A 25216-nucleotide genomic window follows, 5' to 3' on the forward strand; every position below is an offset into this window, starting at 1 on the left:
GGGGCGCCATTTCTACGATTCCTGCGAGAGATACATGATCCTTGTGACAGGCGGCGCCGGCTTCATCGGCGCCAACTTCGTGCTCGACTGGCTGGCTGGCGCCGACGAGCCGGTCGTCAACCTCGACAAGCTGACCTACGCAGGCAACCTCCAGACGCTGGCCTCGCTCGATGGCGACAAGCGCCACGTCTTCGTGCAGGGCGACATCGGCGACAGCGCCCTGATCGAGCGCCTGCTGGCCGAGCACCAGCCCCGCGCCGTCGTCAACTTCGCCGCCGAGTCGCATGTGGACCGCTCCATCCACGGCCCCGAGGACTTCATCCAGACCAACGTGCTGGGCACCTTCCGCCTGCTCGAAGCCGTGCGCGGCTACTGGAGCCAGCTGCCGGCCGAGCGCAAGGCGGCCTTCCGCTTCCTGCACGTCTCCACCGACGAGGTCTACGGCACCCTCTCGCCCACCGATCCGGCCTTCACCGAAGAGAACAAGTACGAGCCCAATAGCCCGTATTCGGCCAGCAAGGCCGCCAGCGACCACCTGGTGCGCGCCTGGCACCACACCTACGGCCTGCCGGTGCTGACCACCAACTGCTCCAACAACTACGGGCCCTTCCACTTCCCCGAGAAGCTGATCCCGCTCATGATCGTCAACGCCCTCGCGGGCAAGCCGATGCCCGTGTACGGCGACGGCATGCAGGTGCGCGACTGGCTCTACGTGAAGGACCACTGCAGTGCCATCCGCCGCGTGCTGGAGGCTGGCCAGCTGGGTGAGACCTACAACGTGGGCGGCTGGAACGAGAAGCCCAACATCGAGATCGTCAAGACCGTGTGCGCGCTGCTGGACGAGCTGCAGCCGCGTGCCGACGGCAAGGGCTACGCCGAGCAGATCACCTACGTCACCGACCGCCCCGGGCACGACCGCCGTTACGCCATCGACGCGCGCAAGCTCGAGCGCGAGCTGGGCTGGAAGCCGGCCGAGACCTTCGACACCGGCATCCGCAAGACGGTGGAGTGGTACCTGGCCAACCAGGAATGGGTGCGCAACGTGCAAAGCGGCGGCTACCGCGACTGGGTGGCCAAGCAGTACGGAGAGCAGCCGAAGGCGGCGGCATGAAGGTCCTGCTCTTCGGCAAGGGCGGACAGGTCGGCTGGGAGCTGCAGCGCAGCCTGGCGCCGCTGGGCGAGCTGGTCGCGCTGGACTTCGACAGCACCGAGCTGCACGGCGACTTCAGCCGCCCCGAGGCGCTGGCCGCCACGGTGGAGGCCGTGCGCCCCGACGTCATCGTCAATGCCGCGGCCCACACGGCCGTGGACAAGGCCGAGAGCGAACCTGACTTCGCCCGCGCCCTCAACGCCACCGCCCCCGGCGTCGTGGCCCAGGCCGCGCAGAAGCTGGGCGCGCTGATGGTCCATTACTCCACCGACTACGTCTTCGACGGCAGCGGCGAGACGCCCTGGCGCGAGGACGACGCCACCGGCCCGCTGTCGGTCTACGGCGCCACCAAGCTCGAAGGCGAGCAACTCGTGGCCGGCCACTGCGAGCGGCACCTGACCTTTCGCACCAGTTGGGTCTACGCCGCACGCGGCGGCAACTTCGCCAAGACCATGCTGCGTTTGGCCAAGGAGCGGGAGCGCTTGACGGTCATCGACGACCAGTGGGGTGCGCCCACCGGCGCCGAACTGCTGGCCGACGTCACGGCGCTGGCCATCCGCGAGACGCTGCGCGATCCGACGAAGTCGGGCCTGTACCACCTGGTGGCCGGCGGCACGACCACCTGGAACGGCTATGCGCGCTTCGTCGTCGAGGAGGCGCTGCGCCGCGGCGTCGAACTCAAGACCACGCCGGGCGCGGTGGAAGCGGTGCCCACCAGCGCCTTCCCCACGCCGGCCAGGCGGCCGCACAACTCGCGCCTGGACACCTCCCGCATCCGCAGCACCTTCGGCATCGAACTGCCGCACTGGCAGGCGGGCGTGGCCCGCATGCTGGCCGAAACCCTCTGACGGTCGGCCGAACACCCATCCATCGCAGCCACCTGCGCGGATTGACCGTCCGTCCCTCTTTCCAGGAAGCCAACGATGACCCAAAACAGAAAAGGCATCATCCTCGCCGGAGGCTCCGGCACGCGCCTGCATCCGGCCACGCTGGCCATCAGCAAGCAGCTGCTGCCGGTCTACGACAAGCCGATGGTGTATTACCCGCTGAGCACGCTGATGCTCGGCGGCATGCGCGACGTGCTCATCATCAGCACGCCGCAGGACACGCCGCGCTTCCAGCAACTGCTGGGCGACGGCAGCCAGTGGGGCATGAACCTGCAGTACGCCGTGCAGCCCAGCCCGGACGGCCTGGCCCAGGCCTTCATCATCGGCGAGCAGTTCCTGGCCGGCGCCCCCAGCGCGCTGGTGCTGGGCGACAACATCTTCTACGGCCACGACCTGCAGCAGCTGCTGGGCGCGGCCGATGCGCAGCCCAGCGGTGCCACCGTCTTCGCCTACCACGTGCATGACCCCGAGCGCTACGGCGTCGTGGAGTTCGACAAGGCCGGCCGCGCGGTGAGCATCGAAGAGAAGCCCGCCCAGCCCAAGAGCAGCTACGCCGTCACCGGCCTGTACTTCTACGACCAGCAGGTCGTGGACATCGCCAAGGCCGTCAAGCCCAGCGCGCGCGGCGAGCTGGAGATCACGGCCGTCAACCAGGCCTACCTGGAGCAGGGCAGCCTGAACGTGCAGATCATGAAGCGCGGCTATGCATGGCTGGACACCGGCACGCACGAAAGCCTGCTGGAGGCCGGCCAGTTCATCGCCACGCTGGAGCAGCGCCAGGGCCTGAAGATCGCCTGCCCCGAGGAGATCGCCTGGCGCGCGGGCTTCATCGACGCGGCCCAGGTCGAGAAGCTGGCCGCACCGCTCAAGAAGAACGGCTACGGCCAGTACCTGCTGCGCCTGCTGCGCGAGGAGTACCGGGGATGAACGTCACGCAAACCAAGCTGGACGGCGTGCTGATCCTGGAGCCGAAGGTGTTCGGCGACGAGCGCGGCTTCTTCATGGAAAGCTTCAACCAGCGCGTGTTCGACGAGGCGGTGGGCCGGCACATCGAGTTCGTGCAGGACAACCATTCGCGCTCGACGAAGGGCGTGCTGCGGGGCCTGCACTACCAGTTGCAGCAGGCGCAGGGCAAGCTGGTGCGGGTGACGCGTGGCGCGGTGTTCGACGTGGCTGTGGACATCCGCAAGAGCTCGCCGACCTTCGGGCAGTGGGTGGGCGTGGAACTGAGCGAGAGCAACCACCGGCAGCTTTGGATCCCGGCCGGCTTTGCGCACGGCTTCGTGGTGACCAGCGACAGCGCGGACTTCCTGTACAAGGCCAGCGACTACTACGCGCCGGCGCATGAGCGCAGCATCCTTTGGAGCGATCCGGACATCGGGATCGAATGGCCCGACTTCGGGGGCGAGCCGAAGGTGTCTGCCAAGGATGCGGCAGCCGTGCCGCTCAGGCAGGCAGAGACCTATTCCCCGACGTGAGCATTGAGCATCGATGGAAAGAGAACAAAGCGGGGAGACGTCGCCAAGCCTGCCGGGTATCAGTGGCCTCGTCATTTCGTACAACCGTGCCACCCTGATCGGGACCTGCCTCAAGGCGCTGTCGTTCGTCGATGAATTGATCGTCGTCGACAAGTCGTCCGACGACGGCACGGCCGAGATTGCCGCTGGCCTCGCCGACCGCGTGGTCGTGGTGCCCTGGTCCGCGGTCGTGGAGGACACGCGCGCCCAGGCGGTGGCGATGTGTCGGCACGAGTGGATCCTCTATCTGGACGACGACGAATGCCTGAGCGCCGAGTCGGCCGCATTCATCCGGGAGGAGATCCGCCATCCGAGGGCCGATGTCTATCTGCTGCCCCAGCGCCACTACATCCTCGGGGAGCACGACGAACGGGCCTATTACTGGCCCGAGCATCAGGTCCGGCTCTTCAGGCGCACGGCCGTGAACCTGAGCGCCACGGTGCACAACGGCATGGCCTTCGACGAGGCACGGGCCTATCGCATTCCGCCGGAGACGGGGGTCTGCATCCATCACCTGTCACACAAGGATGTGGCGCAATGGGTGGAGAAGCTCAACCGCTACACCTCGCGTGCGGATCGTGCCCGACCGGCGCATTCGGGGGCGGATCTGGTGGCGTTCGCCCATCGCGCGATCGACGAGTACGCCGGCCGCACGCGCAGCGACGATGTCTCGGACTATCCGCACGCGGTTGCGGTGCTGCGCTCGCTCTACGACATCGTCGACCGGCTGAAGACTTGGGAAGAGGAGCGCGGCCTGTCGGGTGAGGAGGCGTTCCGCCGGGTATGCATCGACCTGGAGCGCGATTACGCGCGCAAGTTGCCGGCGCCGCGCGGAACAAGGGGGCAACTGGAGCACCTCGATCCGGACGCGGCGCACGGGGCCCTGAGCGAGTCCGAGGCCGACACCGAGCGTGCCGTGCGCGTGCTGTCCGAGCGCCTGCGGGCGCTGCGACTGGAGTTCGACCGCCAACTTGCCGCCCAGGAACAGGACCGGCAGGCACAGGCACTGCTGCGCGACGCGCTCGACGAACGCGACCGCCGGCTCCAGTCCATCGACGAGCAACGCCGCAATGCGATCCAGGCGCGGGCGCTGGCGGACATGCAGAGTGCCACCCTTCGCTCGCACGTCGCCGTGCTCGAGCACGAGGTGCAGGCCTTGCGCTCCTCGTCGTCGTGGCGCATGACGGCGCCGCTGCGGTTCATGTCCGATCTCCTGCGGCATCCCCAGCGTGTCAGGCCGAAGGTGCTGCGTGCGGCCTATCTCGCGCACGAGGCCGTGCCCTTGCCGCCCGCACTCAAGGCCGGCGTCCGCAGCCTGGCGTATCGGCTGGCGGCGCCCGTGTTCGCGGGCAGCCCGCGGTACGAGGCCTGGAAGCGCAAGCGGATGGCGCCTGCCATCCTTGCATCGCTCCGGTTCGAGGATCAGCCCGACCCCACTGTCACGGTGGTGATCCCGGCCTACGGCAACCTCGAGATGACGCTGGCCTGCGTGGCCTCCATCGCGAAGCACCTGCCCAAGGCGCCCATCGAGGTCCTCGTGGTCGAGGACGCTTCCGGCGATCAGGACATCCTGAAGCTCGCGCAGGTGCCGGGCCTGAGGTTCCACGTCCATCCGCAGAACCTCGGCTTCCTGCGCTCCTGCAACGCGGCGGCGAAGATGGCCCGGGGCCGGTACATCTGCTTCCTCAACAACGACACCGAGGTCGAGGCGGGCTGGATCGACACCATGCTCGAACTCTTCGAGCGCGACCCGAAGTGCGGCATGGTGGGCTCCAAGCTGCTCTATCCAGACGGCCGCCTGCAGGAGGCGGGCGGCATCCTCTGGCGCGACGGCAGCGCCTGGAACCTCGGCCGGCTGGATGACCCGGATCACAGCCGCTACAACTACGTCAAGGAGGTCGACTACTGCTCGGGCGCCTCCATCCTGCTGGAGCGTACCCTCTTCGACGAGCTGGGCGGCTTCGACGAGTACTACCTGCCGGCCTACTGTGAGGATTCCGACCTGGCCTTCCGCATTCGGGCCCGGGGCCTGAAGGTCCTCTACCAACCCGCGTCGCGCGTCATCCATCACGAGGGGCTGTCCCACGGCACCGACACCGGCTCGGGGGTCAAGGCCTACCAGGTGGCCAATCAGCGCAAGTTCCTCCAGCGATGGGCCCAGGTGCTGGAGCGCGAGCATTTCGCCAACGGCGAGCATGCCCTGCTGGCGCAGGACCGCGCCAATCTGTGCAAGACGATCCTCATCATCGACCACTACATCCCGCAGCCGGACCGGGATGCGGGGTCGCGCTCGATGAACGCCTTCATCGACGTCCTGTTGTCCATGGGGCTGCGCGTGAAGTTCTGGCCCCACAACCTGCAGCCCGATCCGGTGTACGGGCCCCAGTTGCAGCAACGGGGCGTGGAGGTCATCTACGGCGCGCGCTATCACCAGGGTTTCGAGGCCTGGATCCGCGAGATGGGCCGGGACCTGGACTATGTCCTGATCAGCCGGCCGGATGTCGCCGCGGCCTTCCTGCCGGCGCTGTGTGCATACAGCCCGGCGAAGCGGCTCTACTACGGCCACGACCTGCACTACGAGCGTGAGCTCGCGAGCGCGCGGCTGAGCGGGGATGCCACGGCCGCCGAGGCGGCCGAGCGCATGCGGCAGCTGGAGCTGAGCATCTGGCTGCAGGTGAGCACGATCTACTATCCCTCGCCCACCGAGACGGCGGCGGTCCAGTCCCATCCGGGCGTGGGCATGGCCCGCACCCTGCCGCCGTACTGTTTCGAGCCCCGCCCGACGGCGCCCCTGGAAGGGCGCGAGCGGCGGCGGCTGCTCTTCGTGGCCGGCTTTGCGCACCGTCCCAACGTGGACGCTGCCGTCTGGTTCATGGCGCAGGTTTTTCCGCTGGTGCTGGCCGCCGAGCCGGACGTGCAGCTGATGCTGGTCGGCTCCAATCCCTCCCCCGAGGTGAAGGCGCTGGCGAGCGAACGTGTCGAAGTCACGGGCTATGTCACCGACGCTGAGCTCGAGGCGATCTATGCGCGCGTCGGCCTGGCGGTGGTGCCGTTGCGCTTCGGCGCCGGCATCAAGGGCAAGGTCGTGGAGGCCATGCACCACGGCGTGCCCCTGGTGACCACCTCGGTCGGCGTGCAGGGCCTGAGCAGCACCGGCGATGCCGCCAGCGTGGCGGACGAGCCGCAGCAGATGGCGCACGAGATCCTGCGCCTGCTGCGGGACGACGCCGCCTGGCGGCAGTCCGCCGCAGCCGGCCCGGCCTACGTGGCCGCGCATTTCTCGGCCGCGGCGATGGAAGCTGTCCTGGTGCAGGACATCGATGCCCGGCCCTACACCGACTACACGCGCTCTGCGATCAAGGAGACGTTTGCATGAAGGCAATCATTCCTTCTTCCACGGTCGTGGCCCGCGCCAGGGCGCCGCTGCGGCTCGGCCTGGGCGGCGGGGGCACCGATGTCTCCCCCTACTGCGACCAATACGGCGGCGAGGTGCTCAATGTCACCATCGACAAGTACGCCTATGCCACGGTGTGCGCGGCCGAGCACGGCACGGTCCGCCTGACGGCGGCCGACAGCGGACGTGTGTGGCAGGGTGTGGCCGAGCCCGTGCTCCAGCGACAGCAGGGCCTGGACCTGCACGTTGGCGTCTACAACCGGGTCGTGCGCGACTTCATGGGCGGCCAGCCGCTCGCCGTGGACGTCATCACCCATTCGGAAGCGCCCCCCGGCTCGGGGCTGGGCTCTTCGTCCACCATGGTGGTGGCGCTGCTCCAGGCCTTCTGCGAGTACCTGTCCCTGCCCCTGGGCGAATACGACATCGCCAGCCTGGCCCACGACATCGAGCGCGTGGACCTGGGCATGGCCGGCGGCAAGCAGGACCAGTACGCGGCCACCTTCGGCGGCATGAACTTCATGGAGTTCTACGCCGACCGCGTCATCGTCAATCCGCTGCGCATGAAGGCCGAACTCAAGGCGGAGCTGGAGTCCTCGGTGGTGCTCTTCTACACGGGCGTCTCGCGCGAATCCGCCGCGATCATCGCGGAGCAGACTGACCACATCCGCCGCCGCGACAGCGCGCCGCTGGAGGCGATGCATCGCGTCAAGGCCGAGGCCCGTGCCATGAAGGAGGCCGTGCTCACCGGCAACCTCGAGGCCTTCGCCCAGTCGATGCGGACCGGCTGGGAAGAAAAGAAGAAGCTGGCCCGCAGCATCAGCAATGCGGCCATCGACGAGGTCTATGACGCGGCCATGGCGGCCGGGGCGCTTGCCGGCAAGGTCTCCGGCGCCGGAGGCGGCGGCTTCATGATGTTCGTGGCAGAGCTGTCGCGGCGCCCTGAAGTCATGCGCTGCCTGCAGCGCTTCAATGGCCAGGTCTTCACCTGCAATTTCACCGAGCGTGGCGCTCATTCCTGGAGAAAGAATTGAAATCCATCATCGAACAGCAGATCGACGCCACTGTGGCCTGCCTGCGGGCCGTGCGCGAAGACACGGCCCTGCTGGGCCGGGTCGAGGAGGTCGTCGAGGTCATCGTGCAGGCCTTGCAGCGCGGCAACAAGCTGCTGCTCGCGGGCAATGGCGGGAGTGCGGCCGACGCCCAGCACATCGCCGGCGAGTTCGTCAGCCGATTCATGTACGACCGGCCCGGCCTGCCGGCCTTCGCGCTCACGACGGACACGTCGATCCTGACCTCGGTGGGCAACGACTACGGCTTCGAGAGGGTGTTCGAGCGCCAGGTGCAGGCGGTGGGCGTGCGCGGCGACGTGCTCTGGGTCTATTCGACCTCGGGCAAGTCGCCCAACATCCTGCGCGCCATGCGCCAGGCCCGGCAGGGTGGCCTGACGGTGATCGGCTTCACGGGCGAGCGCGGCTGGGCGGAGCCGGACCTGTGCGACATCGAGATCGCCGTGCCGTCGCCCGAGACGCCGCGCATCCAGGAAGGCCATGCCATGCTGGGCCACATCATCTGCGGGCTGGTGGAGGCCCGGATCTTTCCCCGACCATGATGGAGCCGGCCCTGGTTCTCGCGGGCGGGCTCGGCACCCGCCTGCGCGCGGTGGTGGGCATGTCGACGCCCAAGCCCATGGCCATGGTGGGCGGCGAGCCCTTCCTGCATTGGTTGCTGCGCATGCTGGCGCGCCAGGGGGTGCCGGCGGTGTACCTGTCCGTCGGCTTCCTTCACGACGCCATCAGCGGTGCGCTGGGGGACCGTTTCGAAGGACTGGACCTGCATTACGTCGTCGAGCCGGAGCCACTGGGCACAGGCGGTGCCGTCGCCCTGGCCGCCAGCCGCATTGCGGCGCCCCGCTTCCTGGTCCTCAATGGGGACACCCTGGCGGCGATGGACCTCCAGGCCTTCGCGGCCCAGGCCCGCGCCGACGCCGCCGACCTGAGCATCGCGCTGGCGCAGACGTCCGATGTCGGCCGCTATGGCGCCGTCCTGTACGAGCCGGACACGCGCAAAGTGACCGGCTTCGCGGAGAAGGGGGGCAGCGGTGCGGGCTGGATCAATGCCGGCGTCTACATGGTCGACAAGGCCGCCCTGCAGCGGCTGGACCTGCCGACCCGGTTCTCGTTCGAGCGCGATCTGATGGCCGATCGGCTGGCCCAGCTGGACATGCGCGCATGGCCCGGCGTCCAGGACTTCATCGACATCGGCGTTCCCGAGGACTACGCCCTGGCGCAGACGAAGGTTCCCAGGCTCGTCGGGTCATCGCCCAAGGGCGGGCATGCGTGAGCCGTGGAGCCGCTGGTGCAGCGGACTCCTGCCGGCAGCGACCCATCTGCGGGCCGTCGGCACGGCCGCCGACATGAAGGCCGGACGACGGCTTGGCCGCAGCCGGCGTGCTGTCGACGCGGCCGCGTTCGGGGAGCGGCCGTTGCGGGAACACCGGGGCGAGCCGTCGTTCCATGTGCCGGGCCATCGCGCGGCCTGCATCGATTTCGGCTGGGGCGAACCGCGCCAGGCCGGTTTTGCGCGCGCCCACGTCGCGGGCCCTGCCTCGGCACCGTGCGAGCCCCTGGGTGGCATCCAGCGCGTGCTGCGTGCCACCACCTGAGCGCCGTGCCATGGGACGACCCACGCTTTTCCTCGACCGTGACGGCGTCATCAACGTCGACCACGGCTATGTGCACACGCCGGACAAGACCGATTTCGTCCCGGGCATCTTCGAACTCGTCGCGCAGGCCAATCGCCGGGGCTGGCTCGTGGTGGTGGTGACGAACCAGGCCGGCATCGCACGGGGCTACTACGACGAGCGCCAGTTCCATGACTACATGGACTGGGTGCGCGCGCAATTCCAAAGGCAGGGCGCCCGCCTCGATGCCATCTATTTCTGCCCTCATCATCCACAGCACGGCCAAGGCCGCTACCTGGCCGAGTGCGATTGCCGAAAGCCCGCGCCCGGCATGCTGTTGAAGGCCATGGCCGAGCACGCCATCGACCTCGCGGCCTCCGTCATGGTGGGTGACACGCGCACGGACATGGAGGCCGGCCTGCGCGCCGGGGTGGGGCGCCTGTACTGGCTCGGCGGGCCCGTCGACGCGGAGATTCCCCAGGCCCGGCGCGTGGCCGTTCTGGAAGACGTCGCCCAGGACCTCTGGCCGCCGTCCGGCACGGCGTGACGCGCGTCGCCGCTCCACAGGGGGCGGACGGGTTGGGTGCCGGACCGCGTCTTGTGCACCCTCGTGGGATTCAAAAAGAATGGGAGTGTTGCCGATGAGCGAAACGCGGCGCTTTGGTCTGTTCGTCCTTGCAGGATGTCTTTTTTCGGTCTACCTCGGCAAGGACCTCAACTGGGACCTGCTGAACTACCACTACTACAACCCCTGGGCCCTCCTGCATGGCCGGCGGACGATCGACCTGTTCCCGGCGCAGTTGCAGACCCTCTTCAATCCGCTGATCGACCTGCCCTTCTACGTGGCGGCTAGGCATTGGCCGGATCATGTGGTCGTCTTCCTGATGGGCGCGCCCTTCGGCGCGGCCATGTACCTGGTGTGGAAGCTGACGGCCGCGCAGGAAGCGCCGGCCGCCGGTCGTGCGGCCCGCTGGCAATTGCTGGCCCTGCGCGTCGCCACCACCGGCCTGGCCGTCTCGGGCGCGGCGGGCCTCGCCCAGGCCAATTCGACCACCGGCGAGTGGGTCGTCGCCGCGCTCATCCTTGCAGGCGTCTGGGGCATCGTCTCGGCGGGCGTTGCCGATGCGCGCGCATGGGATCGACGTTTGGCGCTGGGTGGACTGCTGTTGGGCATGGCGGTCGGATTGAAGCTGACCGCCGCGGTGGCCGTGGTCGGCTTCACCGTGGCCTTGCCGCTGCTGAGTCGTCCTGATGGGTTCAGGCTGCGCCTGCGGGGCGCCATCGGCTTCGCTCTGGCCGGCCTCCTGGGTTTCCTCATCGTGGCGGGCCCGTGGATGTGGCTGCTCCAGCGGGACTTCCAGAGCCCGCTCTTTCCCTTCTTCAACGGCGTGTTCCGCTCGCCCTGGCTCGAAGACGGCAGCATGCTGGACCGGCGCTTCCTGCCGCAGGAATGGGCAGATGTCCTCAAGCTGCCGTTCTATGCCCTGCTGGTGAAGAACACCCTGCACTCGGAATTTCCGATCCGCGACCCGCGTCTGCTGACCGGGTGCGTCGTGGCCGTCCCGACCCTGCTGGCGATGCTGCGGCCCCGGTGGCGCGCAGCGGTGGCGCCCCGCCGTGTCTTCCTCGCGGTCTTCTTCCTGGTCACCTATTTCGTCTGGATCCGGCTCTTCGGCATCTACCGCTATGCCATCCTGCTCGAGATCCTGGCCCTGCTCCTGCTGCACGCCACGCTGATTGATCTGCTGCGGCGCGGGGCCGCCGAGCGCGCGGCCGCGGCGGCCCTCCTTGGCCTGGGCTCCGCGGCTCTGCTCACGGTGGTGCCGAACTGGGGGCATGTGGATGTCGAGGGCAAGCGCTATTTTTCGCGCGCGGCCCTCCCGCCTCTGCCCAAGGGCGCGATGCTGCTGTCGATGTCCGACTCGCCCGTCGGTTACATGGCGGCGCTCTGGCCTGGTCGCCCGGCTTTCGTGGTCCCAATGTCCAATCTGTCCTCACCCGGGCACAACGACGGCCTGCAGCGAATGATCGCCCGACGCGTGCTCGACCACCCAGGGCCGCACTATGTGATGCTGGATGGACAAGGCGAACTCAGCGCCCCCGCGCGTTATCTCTTGCTGAATTACGCGCTGTCCCCGGACATGGCCAGCTGCATGCCAGCCAGGGGGGCGGAAGGCAGCATCTTCCGGGTCTGCCGGCTGCAGCCGCGCACGGTGGACAACGCCCTCGGTTTCGATGTCGCCCGCCAGACGCCGGCGCCGACGCTCATCGGTGGCTATTTCCCGGCTGACGCGCCCGATGGCGGTGTGTGGACGGGTGCCTTCGCGCGCGTCGTGGCGTCGCGGGCGGTGGTGGACAAGGGCATGGACCTCGTCATCGAGGCCGGCATCCCGGAGGGCCTGCTGGTCCTCGCCGATCCTCGCGCCCCGCTCGGCGTTGCCACGGTGTGGGTCAATGGCGTCGTGGTGAAGGTGGAGCCGCTGCGCGCCGGGCACGGGGTGTCGATGCGCATACCGGCGTCCGTGGTCCGGAGCGCGGCAGAAGGCTATCCGTCTGTGGGCGTACAGGTGCGCGTCTCCCGGGAGGTGGTCCCGGCGGCGGCCGGCCTGGGGCCGGACCAGCGCGCACTGGGCATGAGCGTGCGCCGCATCGCATTCGAATCGCCCGCCTGAACGGGGGGGCCCGCCCGGGGCCGCTGTCTGGGGCGGGGGCGGGTCGCTCTCAGTCGAGCAGCTCGGGCGGCTCGGTGCTCACCACCCGCCCGTGCTCCAGCCGGATGAACCGGTTGCATTCCTTCAGCAGCAACTTCGGCGAATGCGAGGCCAGCACCAGGATGCCCGACTTGGCCACCATCTCGGTCATGCGCTGCTCGGCCTTGGCCTGGAAGTCGGCGTCGCCGACCGAGAGCCATTCGTCCATCAGCAGGATGTCCGCCGTCATGCTGGTGCAGATGGCGAAGGCCAGGCGCATCACCATGCCGGTCGAATAGGTGCGCACGGGCATGTTCACGTACTCGCCCAGGCCGCTGAACTCGCAGATCTCGGGCGTCATGGCCTCGATCTGGCGGCGCTTGAGGCCCATCGAGAGCCCCCGCAGCATGATGTTCTCGACGCCGCTCGCGTCGCGCTCGATGCCCATCGACGGGTCGATCAGGCTGGCCACGCTGCCGATGCGGGCGAACTCGCCCGAGGTGGGCTCGTAGACGCCGGCCAGCAGGCGCAGCAGGGTGGACTTGCCGGCGCCGTTGTGGCCCAGGATGCCCAGGCGGTCGCCGGCCTTGAGTTCGAGGTCGATGTCCGACAGCGCCTGCACCACCGTCACGCCGGTTTCCTTGCCCACGCGGCCACCGGTGACCGAGGCGGCCAGCGTCTTCTTGAACGAGGTGGCGCTGGCGCCGTAGATCGGAAAGCCCAGGCTGACGTTCTTGAGCGAGAGGGAGGTCATGGGCGACTCAGAGCCAGAAGACGATGCGGCGGCGATAGCGCGCGAAGAGGATGCAGGCCACGGTGATGTTGATCACCGTCCAGATGGCCATGCCCGCCCAGTTGTGCCAGTGCGCGACGCCGCCCATCAGCGGCGTGCGCAGCAGATCCAGCATCTGCGCCAGGGGGTTCCACAGCATGTACTTGGCCCGGTCGGGGAGGTTCTCGGGCAGCCAGAACACGGGCGTGAGGAACATGAGCATCTGCATGACGCTGGCGATGATCTGGGCCACGTCCCGGAAGCGCGTGCACAGGATGCCCAGGCCGATGCCGATGCAGTGGGCATTGACGATGAGCAGGGCGAAGGCCGGAATGACCATCAGCGCCGGCCATGACAGCGAGATGCCCGTCCACAGGGCCACCGGCACGAACAGGATGATGTGGTGGGCAAACTGGATGACGCTGCGGGCCTGGGTGCGCCAGACGAACATGCTCACCGGGAAGTAGCCCTGCTTGAGGTAGTTCTGGGCATTGATGAAGGCGTCGCCCGAGTCGATCACCGTCACCGAGAAGAAGGTCCAGAAGATGATGCCCAGCGCCAGGTGCGGGAAGAACTTCGACAGCTCGGTGCCGAACAGCGACGCGTACAGCGGCCCCATGCCGCCGATCATGGCGCCCATGCTCAGGGTCAGCCACAGCGGCCCGAGCGTCGAGCGGCGGTAGCGCAGCACGATGTCGAACCAGGCCAGGGTCCACCAGATGTCGATGCGGCGGGTGCCTTCCCACCAGTCCTTCCACGCGCTTCTGTGCAGGTTGGAGTGGACGGTGGTTGTCATGCGGTCGGGGGCTGAAGGGAAGCGCGGGATTCTATCCGGGGGCTTTTCCCGGTGGGTTTTCCGGGCAGTCCGCGCCGCAGGGGCGTCGGACGGGTATGGATAATCCGCGGTCCTGTTCAGCACAGTGTGGCCCTGCGCCACCCGGCCGCACCGCATGCCGCCCAGCCCCGCCACCGCGCCTTCACTCTCCCACCCGGCCTACCGCCCCGACATCGACGGACTGCGCGCGATCGCGGTGCTGTCGGTCATCATCTTCCATGCCTCGCCGCGCTGGCTGCCCGGCGGCTTCGTGGGCGTGGACATCTTCTTCGTCATCTCGGGCTTCCTGATCTCCACCATCATGTTCGGCAGCCTGGCCGGCGGCGGGTTCAGCTATGCCGAGTTCTATGCCCGGCGCATCCGCCGCATCTTCCCGGGCCTGGTGCTGGTGCTGATCGCCACACTGGCTTTTGGCTGGTGGGTGCTGCTGGCGGACGAGTTCCGACAACTGGGCAAGCACGTGCTGGCCAGCGCGGGCTTCGTGGCCAACCTGGTTCTGTGGGGCGAGGCCGGCTACTTCGACACCGTGGTCGAGACCAAGCCGCTGCTGCATCTGTGGTCGCTGGCGGTGGAGGAGCAGTTCTACATCTTCTGGCCGCTGCTGCTGACGCTGGCCTGGAAGCGCCAGCACCTGCTGCGGTGGATGGGCGTGGCGGTGGGCCTGTCCTTCCTGCTCAACGTCGGGCTGGTGGTGCGCCATCCGGATGCCGCCTTCTACATGCCGTTCACGCGCGTGTGGGAGCTGGGCGCGGGGGCGATGCTGGCCTGGGTCGCCTGGCGCCGGGGCCCCGGCGCCGCGCCGCTGCCCGGGCACCAGTTCATGGGGGCGGCCGGGCTCGCCTGCATCGTGGCCGCCCTGGGCCTGCTCGACCGGTACAAGGCCTTCCCGGGCTTCTGGGCCGTGCTGCCGGTGCTGGGCGCCTGCCTGTGCATCGCGGCGGGGCCGCAGGCCTGGTTCAACCGTCGGCTGCTCGGTGCGCGGCTCTTCGTCTGGTTCGGCCTGATCAGCTATCCGCTGTACCTGTGGCACTGGCCGCTGCTGGCCTATGCGCGCGTGCTGCAGGAAGGCTTCCTCGATCCGCCGCGGGTGCTGCGCTTCGGTGCCCTGGGCGTGTCGGTGCTGCTGGCCTGGCTGACCTTCCGCTTCGTGGAGCGTCCGCTGCGGCGGGGCGGCCGCGGCGTGGTCGCGGGCCTGGCCGGAGCCATGGTGGTGCTCGCGCTGGTGGGCGCGGCGGCGCAGCTGCGCTGGCTGCTGCCGCGCAACGACGATCCGAGTATCCAGGCCATCATGAATGCCGGGGCCGACTGGGTGTACCCGGAGGCGCTCAAGCCCTTCACCTTCGAGGGCCAGGGCTTCGAGCGCATCGACGGCGGCCCGCGCGAGGTGCTGCTGATCGGCGACAGCCACGTGGAGCAGTACCGTGCCCGTGCCCTGGCGCTGGCCGAGCGCAAGCCCGACGAGGTGTCGACCCTGCTCTTCGCGACGCGCGGCGCCTGCCCGCCGATTCCCAACCTCATCGAGGACCGCGACCCGATCTGCGGGGAGCGGCTGTCCGCCGCGCTCGACCTGGCCCGCACGCCCGCCGTCAAGGCCGTGGTGATCGGCGGCTGCTGGGGCTGCTATTTCGACGTGGACCAGGCCCCGCCGACCGCCAGCGCCCCGCCGCCGCCCGACCATTACTACTACCGCGACGCCCAGGGCCAGCGCCACCTGCTGCGAGGCGGCGATGGCGTGGACCAGTCCATCGCCGCGCTCGGCCGCCTGCTGGCCGAGATCCGGGCGATGGGCAAGACGCCCTACCTGCTGCTCAACATCCCCGTGGGCGCCGACTTCGAGCCGCGAAGCCGCCTCACCGGGAACCGCCTGGAGCGGATGACCGCCGCGCCCGTCACGCCGATGGCGCCCTTGCCGCCCTCGCAGGCCGCGCTGCACGAGCGGCTGCGGCAGCTGGCACTGGCCAACGGCGCGATCCCGCTGGATCCGATGGCCGGCCTGTGCCGTCCGGACGGCCAATGCGTGCGCGCGGACGGGCAGGGCGATCCGGTCTACAAGGACGCGACGCACCTGCGCGCCGCCTATGTGCGCGAAGCGGCGACCTTCCTCGACACGGCGCTGCTGGCGCCGGCCAGCCGGTGAACCCCTGGCATGACGCCTTCAGGAGACTGAATTGACGAATCGATGGTGGCGGCTCGCCCGCCTGGCCGTGACGCAGGGGCCCCGGCTCGCCACCCGGCTGCCGCAGGCCTGGCGTGTCTGGCGCAAGGCCGGCTGGCGGGGGGTGGACTGGGAGTTCCGCCGCAAGCTGCGGCCCGGCAACGATTACGGCCGCTGGGTGCGCGAGCACGACACGATCACGCCGCAGCAGCGCGAAGTCCTGCGCGCCCGTGCCGCAGCGCTGGCCGACGGCCCGCTGATCTCGGTGCTGATGCCCTGCTACAACCCCGACCCGCAGTTCCTGCGCGCAGCCATCGCCTCGGTGCAGGCCCAGCTCTACGGCCGCTGGCAGCTGTGCATCGCCGACGATGCCTCGCCCGCGCCCGAGGTGCGCCAGGTGCTTGAGGCCTGCCAGGCCGAGGACCCACGCATCCAGGTCGTCTTCCGCCCGAAGAACGGCCACATCTCCGCCGCCTCCAACAGCGCGCTGGAACTGGTGCAGGGCGAATGGATCGCCCTGATGGACCACGACGACCTGCTGCCCGAGGACGCCCTGCTGCGCGTGGCCGAATGCGTGCGCGATCATCCCGATGCGCAACTCGTCTACTCCGACGAGGACAAGGTCGACGATGCGGGCCAGCGCTCGGACCCGTACTTCAAGCCCGACTGGAACCTGGATCTCTTCTGCTCGCACAACATGTTCAGCCACCTGGGCGTGCTGCGTACGGCGCTGGTGCGCGAGGTGGGCGGCTTCCGCCAGGGCCTGGAAGGCTCGCAGGACTGGGACCTGGTGCTGCGCTGCGTCGAGCGCATCGCGCCCTCGCAGATCGTGCACATCCCGCGGGTGCTCTACCACTGGCGCATCCATGTGCAGAGCACGGCCAAGTCCATGGACGCCAAGCCCTATGCGGCCGTGGCCGGCGAGCGGGCGCTGAACGAGCATTTCCAACGGCTGGGCATCCAGGCCAAGGCCGAGTACCTCGGCTACGGCTACCGCGTGCGCTATGCGCTGCCCAGCCCGCCGCCGCTGGTGTCGCTGATCATCCCGACGCGCAATGCGCTCGCACTGATGCGCCAGTGCATCGAGTCGATCCAGAAGCGCACCGATTACCCGAACTGGGAAATCATCCTGGTGGACAACGGCTCGGACGATCCGGCGGCGCTGGCGTACTTCGAGCGGCTGGCGCAGCAGCCCCACCTCCGCGTGCTGCGCGACGACCGGCCCTTCAACTACTCGGCACTGAACAACCAGGCGGTGGCACTGGCGCGCGGCGAGCTGGTGGCGCTGGTCAACAACGACATCGAGGTGATGTCGCCCGACTGGCTCTCCGAGATGGTGAGCCTGGCGATGCAGCCGGGCGTGGGCGCCGTGGGCGCGCGGCTGTGGTACCCCGACATGACGCTGCAGCACGGCGGCGTGATCCTGGGGCCGGGGGGCTGCGCCGTGCATGCCCACAAGGCGCTGCCGCGCGGCCTGAACGGCTATGCGGGGCGCGCGGCGCTGATCCAGTCCTTCAGCGCCGTGACGGCGGCCTGCCTGGTGGTGCGCAAGTCGCTGTACGAGCAGGTGGGGGGGCTGGACGAGGTGAACCTCACCGTGGCCTTCAACGACGTGGACTTCTGCCTGCGGCTGCGCGAGGCGGGCTACCGCAATGTGTGGACGCCCTATGCCGAGCTGCTGCACCACGAATCGGCCACCCGGGGCGAAGACGTGGCGCCGGAGAAGCGCGAGCGCTTCGAGCGCGAGTTGGCCTTCATGCAGCAGCGCTGGGGTGCGCTGATCGACCATGACCCGGCCTACAGCCCGAACCTCACGCTGCTGCTCGAGGACTTCAGCCTCGCGTGGCCGCCGCGCCGCACGGACGCATGACCGAGGCCGTGCCGATTCCGTCAACCGCCGCTCCGGCGTGGCCCGCGGCATCTGTCGCGCAGGCCGATGTCTCCGTGGCCCTGTGCACCCGCAATGGCGCGCGCTACCTGCCCGCGCAGGTGGCCAGCATCTGCACGCAGGACCTGCTGCCGCGCGAGATCGTGCTCTCCGACGACGACTCGTCCGACGACAGCGTCGCCGTGGTCGAGCGCACCTTGGCCGAACATGGACTTGCCACGCGCATCCCGCTCATCGTCATGCGCAACCGCCCGCCGCTGGGCGTCACCCGCAATTTCGAGCAGGCCATCCGGGCATGCCGCAGCGAGCTGATCGCCCTGTGCGACCAGGACGACGTGTGGCACGCAGGGCGGCTGCGACGCATGGTGGCCGAGTTCGAGCGCCGGCCCGAGCTGCTGCTGCTGCATTCCGACGCGCGGCTGGTGGATGGCGAGCTCAAGCCCCTGGGCCAGACCCTGCTGCAGGCGCTGGAGACCCGCCCGGGCGAACTGGCCGACATCGCGGCCGGCCGGGCCTTCGCGGCCCTGATGCACCGCAACCTGGTGACCGGCGCCACCACCATGCTGCGCCGGACCTTGCTCGACACCGCCTTGCCCATCTCGCCGCTGTGGGTGCACGACGAATGGCTGGCCACCGTGGGCGCCGCCATCGGCCGCATCGACCTGCTGGCCGAACCGTTGATGGACTATCGCCAGCACGGCAACAACCAGATCGGCGCCCAGCGCATGACGCTGCGGCAGAAGATCGACAAGGCGCTCGGCGAGCGGGGCGACAAGTACGTCCATCGCGTGCGGCGGTCCGAGGCCTTGCTGGCCTTCCTGCAGGGGCTCGGCCCGCGGGTGGCCGGAGAGACGCTGGCGCTGGCACAGGGCAAGCTGGACCATTTCCGCTTTCGGGCGGGACTGCCGCACTGGCGTCCCGCCCGTGTGCTGCCCGTGGCCCTGCAGGCGGCACGAGGCCGTTACGCCCGCTTCGACCGCGGCCTGCCGGCCATCCTCCAGGATCTGTTGGAGCGCGGCTGATTCCGCTCGTCTCGCGACAGGGCCTGCGCCGCGCGATCCGCGCCGGCGCGCCGCCCCATCACCCGGGCGGCGAAGCCTGCGCAGCTTCGCGGGCCAGCAGCCCCCGGTAGCGCCAGAAGGCGGCCGAGCCCCACACCTTCAGCAGGCTGCTCACGTGCCACCACAGGTGCCGCAGGCGCGTGCGGCTGGCACGCTGGGCCTCGTGCCGCGCCTGCTGGTCCTCGGCGATCTGGATGCGCCAGCCGGCCAGGCGCAGGCGCGCACAGATGTCGAAGTCCTCGCCGTACATGAAGAAGCGCTCGTCGAAGCCGCCGATCCGGCGGTAAGCCTCGCTGCGAAAGAGCATGAACAGGCCCGGGATCCAGTCGGGCACGGCCGGGATGCCGTAGCCGGGCTTACGGCGCTGGAGGATCTCGGTCGGCGTGAGCAGCGCGCGGTGCTGCTCCGGCGCCGCCTTGCCAGGCTCCAGGATGCGCGGTGCCAGCAGGCCGGCGCCGGCCGCGGCCTGGGCCAGCAGCGGCGAGAGCACGTCATGGTCCAGCCGGATGTCCGGGTTCAGCACCAGGAACCACGGGGTCTGGCAGTGCCCGAATGCCTGGTTGTTGTTGGCGCCGAAGCCCATCGGGGCCGGGTTGTCCAGCCGCAGCAGCGGCAGGCCGGGCGGCGCGTCGCCCAGGAGATCGGGCTCGGGAATGTTGACCGTGAGGACCACGCGATGGATCAGCGGACCGCAGAAGCGGGCGAGCTGATGCAGCAGCGGCAGGATCAGCGCCTGCTGTCCGTGGCTCACGATGGAGATGGTCAGCGGCGGGCGGTCTGTCAGCTCAGGCATGGTCTAATTTCGCACGGGATTCTAGGAGGCTGCCCCGTGGCCTCGCGCCTGGCGCGTCCCGCTCCCCCGCCATGATTGCCCTGATCGTCATCAGCTTCCTTGTTTCCGCCTTCACCGTGCTCGTGCTCATGCGCCGGGCGCGGCGCCATGCGCGGCGCTATGCCGCCGACATGCCGCAACGCTTCCACAAGGGCCACATTCCGCGCCTGGGGGGCGCCGGCATCCTGGTGGGCACCGGCGTGGCCTGGGTCGCCTCGGGCATCACGGGCAACGACCCGTTCAATCTCAACTGGCCCTTTGGAACGGCGCTGCTCACCTTCGCCTGCATCCTGCCGGCGGTGCTGGGCGGCATCACCGAGGACGTGACCCAGCGCGTGCCGGTGCGCATCCGGCTGGCGCTGACGACGGTGTCGGGCGTGCTGCTGTGCGGGCTGCTGGGCATCGGCGTGCACCGGCTGGGCATTCCCGGCCTCGATGGCTGGCTGCAGGCCACGCCATGGGTGGGGGCGCTCATCGCCGTGCTGGGCTTGGCCGGCCTGCCGCATGCCTTCAACATCATCGACGGCTACAACGGCCTGGCGGGCACGGTGGCGGTGCTGGTCGGCCTGGCCATCACCCACGTGGCGCTGCAGCTCGGCGACCGGCAACTGGCCGGCATGGTGGTCTGCCTGGTGGGCGCGACGATGGGCTTCCTGCTGTGGAACTACCCGCGCGGCAAGATCTTCGCCGGCGACGGCGGGGCCTATGTCTGGGGCATGGTGCTGGGGCTGTCGTGCGTGCTGCTGGTGCAGCGCCACTCGGCGGTCTCGCCCTGGTTCCCGGTGCTGCTGCTGATCTACCCGGTGTGGGAGACGCTGTTCTCCATCTACCGCAAGGCCGCCCGCGGCCAGTCGCCGGGCACGGCGGACGCGCTGCATTTCCACCAGCTCATCTTCCGCCGCATCGTACGTGTGGCCTTCGAGGACAACGAGGCCCGCCAGCTGCTCGCCCGCAACAACCGCACCTCGCCCTATCTGTGGATGTTCGCCGCCATGTCGGTGGTGCCGGCCGTGCTGTTCTGGAACAACACGCTGATGCTGGCCTTCTTCTGCCTGCTGTTCGCCGTCACCTACGTGGCGGCCTACCTGATGATCGTGCGCTTCAAGGTGCCGCGCTGGCTACGGCCGTAGTCAGCACCCCCGCCATTTCCCTTTTCCTCTTCATGTCACGAGGCCAGCCATGACCGACCCCGTCCTGAACATCCCTCCGCGCGACAAGGCCGAGATCCTGGCCCAGGCGCTGCCCTACATCCGCAAGTTCCATGGCAAGACCATGGTCATCAAGTACGGCGGCAATGCCATGACCGATCCGGCCCTGCAGGCCGACTTCGCAGAGGACGTGGTGCTGCTCAAGCTGGTGGGCATCAACCCGGTGGTGGTGCACGGCGGTGGTCCGCAGATCGAGGCCGCCCTCAAGCGCCTGGGCAAGACGGGCCAGTTCATCCAGGGCATGCGCGTGACCGACGCCGAGACCATGGAAGTCGTCGAATGGGTGCTGGCCGGCGAGGTGCAGCAGGACATCGTGGGCCTGATCAACCAGGCCGGCGGCAAGGCCGTGGGCCTGACGGGCCGCGATGGCGGGCTCATCCGCGCGCAGAAGCTCAAGATGGCCGACCGCCACGACCCCAGCCTCTTCCACGACGTGGGCCAGGTGGGCGACATCGTCTCCATCGATCCGGGCGTCGTGCAGGCGCTTCAGGACGACGCCTTCATCCCCGTCATCAGCCCCATCGGCTTCGGCGAGGACAACGAAAGCTACAACATCAACGCCGACGTGGTGGCCGGCAAGCTGGCCACGGTGCTCAAGGCCGAGAAGCTCGTGCTGCTGACCAACACGCCCGGCGTGCTCGACAAGACCGGCAAGCTGCTCACCGACCTGAGCGCCCGCGAGATCGACGATCTCTTTGCCGACGGCACCATCTCGGGCGGCATGCTGCCCAAGATCGAGGGTGCGCTCGATGCCGCCAAGAGCGGCGTCAACGCGGTGCACATCATCGATGGACGCGTGCCGCACGCCATGCTGCTGGAGATCCTGACCGAGCAGGCCTTCGGCACGATGATCCGCGCCCGCTGAGGCACCGGGGCCGGCCTGGCGCCGGGCCCATACCGCCGACGGCAGAGTCGGCGCTTTACAAGAACTGGGGCAGCGCAGCGATGGAGAACGAGGAGCCGCTGGGTTCGGAAACCATGTCGGAGCCGGCCGCCAGCCCGGCCGCCCCACCGGCGCGCAAGCGGCCGCGGCCGGGCGAGCGCCGCGTGCAGATCCTGCAGGCGCTGGCGGCCATGCTGGAGCAGCCCGGGGCCGAGCGCATCACCACGGCGGCGCTGGCCGCACGGCTGTCGGTGAGCGAGGCGGCCCTGTACCGGCACTTCGCCAGCAAGGCGCAGATGTTCGAGGGGCTGATCGACTTCATCGAGCAGAGCGTCTTCTCCCTCGTGCAGCAGATCGCCGAGCGCGATCGCCCGCCGGCCGAGCAGGCCGCGCAGCTCATGCACATGCTGGTGCAATTCGCCGAGAAGAACCCGGGCATGGCGCGGGTGATGACGGGCGATGCCCTCGTCTTCGAACACGAGCGGCTGCAGCAGCGCATGAACCTCTTCTTCGACAAGCTCGAAGCGCAGTGGCGGCAACTGCTGCGCGAGGATGCCCTGGCCGGCGGCTCGGCCACGCCCACTGTCGATGCCCAGGTGCGCGCCGCCGCCCTGGCGGCCTTCGCGATGGGCCGGCTTCAGCGCTACAGCCGCTCGGGCTTCCGGCGCCTGCCGTCGGAGCAGCTCGACGGTTGCATCGCGCTGCTGCTGTCGGGACTGCCGGCTTCCATCGGCCACTGAGTCGGCAGCGTCCCGCGCTGCGCAAGCCCCCGCTGTGCCTGGGGGCTAATCCGGTCGCGAGCGCTGTCCGTAGTGGGCTCATGACCGCCGCTTGACTTCCGTCGCCTATGGCCGGGATAGGCGTTGTTGGCTCGCTCCGCGTGGGCCTTCTGCAGAGAATCCACGGCACCGTTTCCCCCACCCCAAGTCCCCACAACGCACAAGGAGCGCCCATGGCCAACGAGAGCTCGCAGAGCAAATGCCCCTTCCACCAGGCCGCCAGCAGCGGCACCACCAACCGTGACTGGTGGCCCCAGCAGCTGCGGCTGGACATGCTGCACCAGCATTCGGCCAAGTCGAACCCGATGGGCGAGGACTTCGATTACGCCCAGGCCTTCAAGAGCCTGGACCTCGATGCGGTCAAGCGCGACCTCACCGCGCTCATGACCGATTCGCAGGACTGGTGGCCGGCCGACTTCGGCCACTACGGCGGCCTGTTCGTGCGCATGGCCTGGCACAGCGCCGGCACCTACCGCACCGCCGATGGCCGTGGGGGCGGCGGCCGCGGGCAGCAGCGCTTCGCGCCGCTCAACAGCTGGCCCGACAACGTCAGCCTCGACAAGGCCCGCCGCCTGCTGTGGCCCATCAAGCAGAAGTACGGCAACAAGATCTCCTGGGCCGACTTGATGATCCTCACGGGCAACGTCGCGCTCGAATCCATGGGCTTCAAGACCCTGGGCTTCGGCGGCGGCCGGGCCGACACCTGGGAGCCCGACCAGGACGTGTACTGGGGCCGCGAAACCAAGTGGCTGGGCGGCGACGTCCGCTATTCGCAGGGCTCGCCGGGCGTCGAAGGCCGCGGCGTGCTCGTTAAGGACGACGACAGCAAGGCGCCCGAGAGCCGCGACCTGGAGAACCCGCTCGCTGCCGTGCAGATGGGCCTGATCTACGTGAACCCCGAAGGGCCGGACGGCAAGCCCGACCCCGTGGCCTCGGCCCGCGATATCCGCGACACCTTCGGCCGCATGGGCATGGACGACGAAGAGACCGTGGCCCTGATCGCTGGCGGCCACACCTTCGGCAAGACCCACGGCGCAGCCGCGGCCGACAACGTGGGTGCCGAACCCGAGGCGGAAGACCTAGCATCGCAAGGCTTCGGCTGGCACAACAAGCATGGCTCCGGCAAGGGTGCCGACGCCATCACCAGTGGACTCGAAGTCACCTGGACGCGGACGCCCACGCAGTGGAGCAACGACTACTTCGAGTTCCTGTTCGGCCACGAGTGGGAGCTGACCAAGAGCCCGGCCGGCGCGCACCAGTGGGTCGCCAAGAACGCCGAGCCGAGCATTCCGCATGCCTTCGACGCCAGCAGGAAGCTGCTGCCGACCATGCTCACGTCCGACCTGGCGCTGCGCTTCGATCCGGCCTACGAGAAGATCTCGCGCCGCTTCCTGGCCAACCCCGACCAGTTCGCCGATGCCTTCGCCCGCGCCTGGTTCAAGCTGACCCACCGCGACATGGGCCCGCGTGCCCGCTACCTGGGCAAGGACGTGCCCGCCGAGGAATTCGTCTGGCAGGACCCGCTGCCGGCCGTGGACCATCCCGTCATCGGCGAGCAGGACGTCGCCGCGCTCAAGGCCAAGGTGCTGGCCTCGGGCCTGACGGTGTCGCAGCTGGTGGCCACGGCCTGGGCCTCGGCCTCCACCTTCCGCGGCGGCGACAAGCGCGGCGGTGCCAACGGCGCGCGCATCCGCCTCGCGCCGCAGAAGGACTGGGCCGTCAACCAGCCCGAGCAACTGGCCCAGGTGCTCAAGACGCTGGAAAGCATCCAGGCCGAGTTCAACGGCGCGCAGAAGGACGGCAAGAAGGTCTCGCTGGCCGACCTGATCGTGCTGGCCGGCGGCGCGGCCATCGAGAAGGCGGCGGGCCAGGGCGTGACCGTGCCCTTCACCCCGGGCCGCACCGATGCCAGCCAGGAACAGACCGACGTCGAAGGCTTCGCCGTGATGGAGCCCTTCGCGGATGGCTTCCGCAACTACGTCAAGACGGCCTCGGCCGTGCCGGCCGAAGCGCTGCTGGTCGACAAGGCCCAACTGCTGACGCTGACCGCGCCCGAGATGACGGCGCTGGTGGGCGGTCTGCGCATGCTGGGGGCCAACACTGGTGGGAGCCAACACGGCGTCTTCACCGACCGCGTGGGCACGCTCAGCAACGACTTCTTCGTCAACCTGCTGGACATGGCCACCGAATGGAAGGCCACGTCGCCCGCCAAGGACCTGTACGAAGGCCGCGACCGCAAGACCGGTGCCGTGCGCTGGACGGGCACCCGCGCCGACCTGGTGTTTGGCTCGCATGCCCAGCTGCGTGCCATCGCCGAGGTGTACGGCAGCGCCGACGGCCAGCAGAAGCTCGTGCGTGACTTCGTGGCGGCCTGGACCAAGGTGATGAACCTGGACCGCTTCGACCTCGTGGCCTGAGCGTCTGCGCCCTTGCGCCCGCCGGCATCGCCGGGGAGGGCGTGGAAGAATGCGCCCGCCCGCCGCCG

The 25216-nt window shown here is 69.1% G+C and carries 21 protein-coding genes; 18 read left to right on the forward strand and 3 right to left on the reverse strand.

The features are described 5' to 3' along the window. The first annotated feature begins 34 nt into the window (after positions 1–34). The 11 genes from rfbB to ACT54X_RS20855 all read left to right on the forward strand — a co-directional run bounded on the left by rfbB (position 35) and on the right by ACT54X_RS20855 (position 12300). Complete coding sequence (rfbB, locus tag ACT54X_RS20805) at positions 35–1111, forward strand: dTDP-glucose 4,6-dehydratase (protein ID WP_476348333.1); 1077 nt, start codon at positions 35–37, stop codon at positions 1109–1111. Next, positions 1108–1998 carry a dTDP-4-dehydrorhamnose reductase gene (gene rfbD / locus ACT54X_RS20810; RefSeq protein ID WP_476348334.1) on the forward strand — a complete coding sequence of 297 codons (891 nt, stop codon included), beginning with the start codon at positions 1108–1110 and terminating at the stop codon, positions 1996–1998. Before rfbB ends, rfbD begins: the two co-directional genes overlap by 4 nt. A gap of 75 nt (positions 1999–2073) precedes the next feature. Continuing rightward, on the forward strand, positions 2074–2964 hold the full coding sequence (rfbA, locus tag ACT54X_RS20815; protein ID WP_017757208.1) for a glucose-1-phosphate thymidylyltransferase RfbA: 891 nt from the start codon (positions 2074–2076) through the stop codon (positions 2962–2964). Next, positions 2961–3515 (forward strand): dTDP-4-dehydrorhamnose 3,5-epimerase, encoded by a 555-nt coding sequence (gene rfbC / locus ACT54X_RS20820; RefSeq protein WP_017757209.1) that lies wholly within the window; start codon positions 2961–2963, stop codon positions 3513–3515. The genes rfbA and rfbC overlap by 4 nt, the downstream gene beginning before the upstream one ends. A 13-nt stretch (positions 3516–3528) precedes the next feature. Then, a complete protein-coding gene (locus tag ACT54X_RS20825; RefSeq protein ID WP_476348337.1) occupies positions 3529–6930 on the forward strand; it encodes a glycosyltransferase in 3402 nt (1133 codons plus the stop codon). After that, complete coding sequence (locus tag ACT54X_RS20830; RefSeq protein ID WP_114801385.1) at positions 6927–7979, forward strand: GHMP family kinase ATP-binding protein; 1053 nt, start codon at positions 6927–6929, stop codon at positions 7977–7979. Before ACT54X_RS20825 ends, ACT54X_RS20830 begins: the two co-directional genes overlap by 4 nt. Beyond that, positions 7964–8557 (forward strand): D-sedoheptulose 7-phosphate isomerase, encoded by a 594-nt coding sequence (locus tag ACT54X_RS20835; protein ID WP_476348515.1) that lies wholly within the window; start codon positions 7964–7966, stop codon positions 8555–8557. The genes ACT54X_RS20830 and ACT54X_RS20835 overlap by 16 nt, the downstream gene beginning before the upstream one ends. After that, entirely contained in the window at positions 8554–9288 is a 735-nt protein-coding gene (locus tag ACT54X_RS20840; RefSeq protein ID WP_294373679.1) for a sugar phosphate nucleotidyltransferase, read from the forward strand. Before ACT54X_RS20835 ends, ACT54X_RS20840 begins: the two co-directional genes overlap by 4 nt. Further along, positions 9281–9610, forward strand: a complete 330-nt coding sequence (locus ACT54X_RS20845) for a hypothetical protein (RefSeq protein ID WP_155947077.1) — start codon at positions 9281–9283, stop codon at positions 9608–9610. The genes ACT54X_RS20840 and ACT54X_RS20845 overlap by 8 nt, the downstream gene beginning before the upstream one ends. Before the next feature lie 10 nt (positions 9611–9620). Then, a complete protein-coding gene (gene gmhB / locus ACT54X_RS20850; RefSeq protein ID WP_476348340.1) occupies positions 9621–10175 on the forward strand; it encodes a D-glycero-beta-D-manno-heptose 1,7-bisphosphate 7-phosphatase in 555 nt (184 codons plus the stop codon). A 94-nt stretch (positions 10176–10269) separates the two neighbouring features. Then, positions 10270–12300 (forward strand): hypothetical protein, encoded by a 2031-nt coding sequence (locus tag ACT54X_RS20855; protein WP_476348342.1) that lies wholly within the window; start codon positions 10270–10272, stop codon positions 12298–12300. A 49-nt stretch (positions 12301–12349) separates the two neighbouring features. On the opposite strand, the gene ACT54X_RS20860 is transcribed toward ACT54X_RS20855, so the two are convergent. Together ACT54X_RS20860 and ACT54X_RS20865 are read right to left on the reverse strand one after the other, a co-directional pair. Next, a complete protein-coding gene (locus ACT54X_RS20860) occupies positions 12350–13072 on the reverse strand; it encodes an ABC transporter ATP-binding protein (protein WP_017757217.1) in 723 nt (240 codons plus the stop codon). Positions 13073–13079: 7 nt separating this feature from the next. Further along, the gene (locus ACT54X_RS20865) at positions 13080–13886 is read right to left on the reverse strand and encodes an ABC transporter permease (protein WP_017757218.1); all 807 of its coding nucleotides are present in this window, start codon (positions 13884–13886) and stop codon (positions 13080–13082) included. A gap of 154 nt (positions 13887–14040) precedes the next feature. Between ACT54X_RS20865 and ACT54X_RS20870 the strand changes: the two genes are divergently transcribed. From ACT54X_RS20870 to ACT54X_RS20880, 3 genes are all read left to right on the forward strand, one after another. Further along, a complete protein-coding gene (locus ACT54X_RS20870; RefSeq protein WP_476348345.1) occupies positions 14041–16062 on the forward strand; it encodes an acyltransferase family protein in 2022 nt (673 codons plus the stop codon). Between the two features lie 289 nt (positions 16063–16351). Next, positions 16352–17950 (forward strand): glycosyltransferase family 2 protein, encoded by a 1599-nt coding sequence (locus ACT54X_RS20875; RefSeq protein WP_476348517.1) that lies wholly within the window; start codon positions 16352–16354, stop codon positions 17948–17950. Positions 17951–18024: 74 nt separating this feature from the next. Beyond that, entirely contained in the window at positions 18025–18990 is a 966-nt protein-coding gene (locus ACT54X_RS20880; RefSeq protein WP_476348347.1) for a glycosyltransferase, read from the forward strand. 58 nt (positions 18991–19048) lie between these two features. Here the strand turns inward: ACT54X_RS20880 and ACT54X_RS20885 are convergent, their stop codons facing one another. Next, positions 19049–19822, reverse strand: a complete 774-nt coding sequence (locus tag ACT54X_RS20885) for a glycosyltransferase family 2 protein (RefSeq protein WP_476348349.1) — start codon at positions 19820–19822, stop codon at positions 19049–19051. 71 nt (positions 19823–19893) lie between these two features. Between ACT54X_RS20885 and ACT54X_RS20890 the strand changes: the two genes are divergently transcribed. From ACT54X_RS20890 to katG, 4 genes are all read left to right on the forward strand, one after another. Next, positions 19894–20991: a glycosyltransferase family 4 protein gene (locus ACT54X_RS20890; protein WP_294373650.1), complete on the forward strand. Its 1098-nt coding sequence runs from the start codon at positions 19894–19896 to the stop codon at positions 20989–20991. A gap of 49 nt (positions 20992–21040) precedes the next feature. Then, a complete protein-coding gene (gene argB / locus ACT54X_RS20895) occupies positions 21041–21934 on the forward strand; it encodes an acetylglutamate kinase (RefSeq protein ID WP_234193059.1) in 894 nt (297 codons plus the stop codon). 80 nt (positions 21935–22014) lie between these two features. Continuing rightward, on the forward strand, positions 22015–22692 hold the full coding sequence (slmA, locus tag ACT54X_RS20900; RefSeq protein WP_354320374.1) for a nucleoid occlusion factor SlmA: 678 nt from the start codon (positions 22015–22017) through the stop codon (positions 22690–22692). Positions 22693–22904: 212 nt separating this feature from the next. Further along, positions 22905–25148 carry a catalase/peroxidase HPI gene (katG, locus tag ACT54X_RS20905; RefSeq protein WP_476348353.1) on the forward strand — a complete coding sequence of 748 codons (2244 nt, stop codon included), beginning with the start codon at positions 22905–22907 and terminating at the stop codon, positions 25146–25148. Positions 25149–25216: the final 68 nt, after the last annotated feature.

This window comes from Pseudacidovorax sp. DMC4 (assembly GCF_056314265.1).

Excerpts from the sequence above, each read along its gene's own strand:
- rfbB (WP_476348333.1), top strand. The coding sequence starts at position 35 with ATGATCCTTGTGACAGGCGGCGCCGGCTTCATCGGCGCCAACTTCGTG.
- rfbD (WP_476348334.1), top strand. The coding sequence starts at position 1,108 with ATGAAGGTCCTGCTCTTCGGCAAGGGCGGACAGGTCGGCTGGGAGCTG.
- rfbA (WP_017757208.1), top strand. The coding sequence starts at position 2,074 with ATGACCCAAAACAGAAAAGGCATCATCCTCGCCGGAGGCTCCGGCACG.
- rfbC (WP_017757209.1), top strand. The coding sequence starts at position 2,961 with ATGAACGTCACGCAAACCAAGCTGGACGGCGTGCTGATCCTGGAGCCG.
- ACT54X_RS20825 (WP_476348337.1), top strand. The coding sequence starts at position 3,529 with ATGGAAAGAGAACAAAGCGGGGAGACGTCGCCAAGCCTGCCGGGTATC.
- ACT54X_RS20830 (WP_114801385.1), top strand. The coding sequence starts at position 6,927 with ATGAAGGCAATCATTCCTTCTTCCACGGTCGTGGCCCGCGCCAGGGCG.
- ACT54X_RS20840 (WP_294373679.1), top strand. The coding sequence starts at position 8,554 with ATGATGGAGCCGGCCCTGGTTCTCGCGGGCGGGCTCGGCACCCGCCTG.
- ACT54X_RS20845 (WP_155947077.1), top strand. The coding sequence starts at position 9,281 with ATGCGTGAGCCGTGGAGCCGCTGGTGCAGCGGACTCCTGCCGGCAGCG.
- gmhB (WP_476348340.1), top strand. The coding sequence starts at position 9,621 with ATGGGACGACCCACGCTTTTCCTCGACCGTGACGGCGTCATCAACGTC.
- ACT54X_RS20855 (WP_476348342.1), top strand. The coding sequence starts at position 10,270 with ATGAGCGAAACGCGGCGCTTTGGTCTGTTCGTCCTTGCAGGATGTCTT.
- ACT54X_RS20860 (WP_017757217.1), bottom strand. The coding sequence starts at position 13,072 with ATGACCTCCCTCTCGCTCAAGAACGTCAGCCTGGGCTTTCCGATCTAC.
- ACT54X_RS20865 (WP_017757218.1), bottom strand. The coding sequence starts at position 13,886 with ATGACAACCACCGTCCACTCCAACCTGCACAGAAGCGCGTGGAAGGAC.
- ACT54X_RS20870 (WP_476348345.1), top strand. The coding sequence starts at position 14,041 with ATGCCGCCCAGCCCCGCCACCGCGCCTTCACTCTCCCACCCGGCCTAC.
- ACT54X_RS20875 (WP_476348517.1), top strand. The coding sequence starts at position 16,352 with ATGCCCTGCTACAACCCCGACCCGCAGTTCCTGCGCGCAGCCATCGCC.
- ACT54X_RS20885 (WP_476348349.1), bottom strand. The coding sequence starts at position 19,822 with ATGCCTGAGCTGACAGACCGCCCGCCGCTGACCATCTCCATCGTGAGC.
- ACT54X_RS20890 (WP_294373650.1), top strand. The coding sequence starts at position 19,894 with ATGATTGCCCTGATCGTCATCAGCTTCCTTGTTTCCGCCTTCACCGTG.
- argB (WP_234193059.1), top strand. The coding sequence starts at position 21,041 with ATGACCGACCCCGTCCTGAACATCCCTCCGCGCGACAAGGCCGAGATC.
- slmA (WP_354320374.1), top strand. The coding sequence starts at position 22,015 with ATGGAGAACGAGGAGCCGCTGGGTTCGGAAACCATGTCGGAGCCGGCC.
- katG (WP_476348353.1), top strand. The coding sequence starts at position 22,905 with ATGGCCAACGAGAGCTCGCAGAGCAAATGCCCCTTCCACCAGGCCGCC.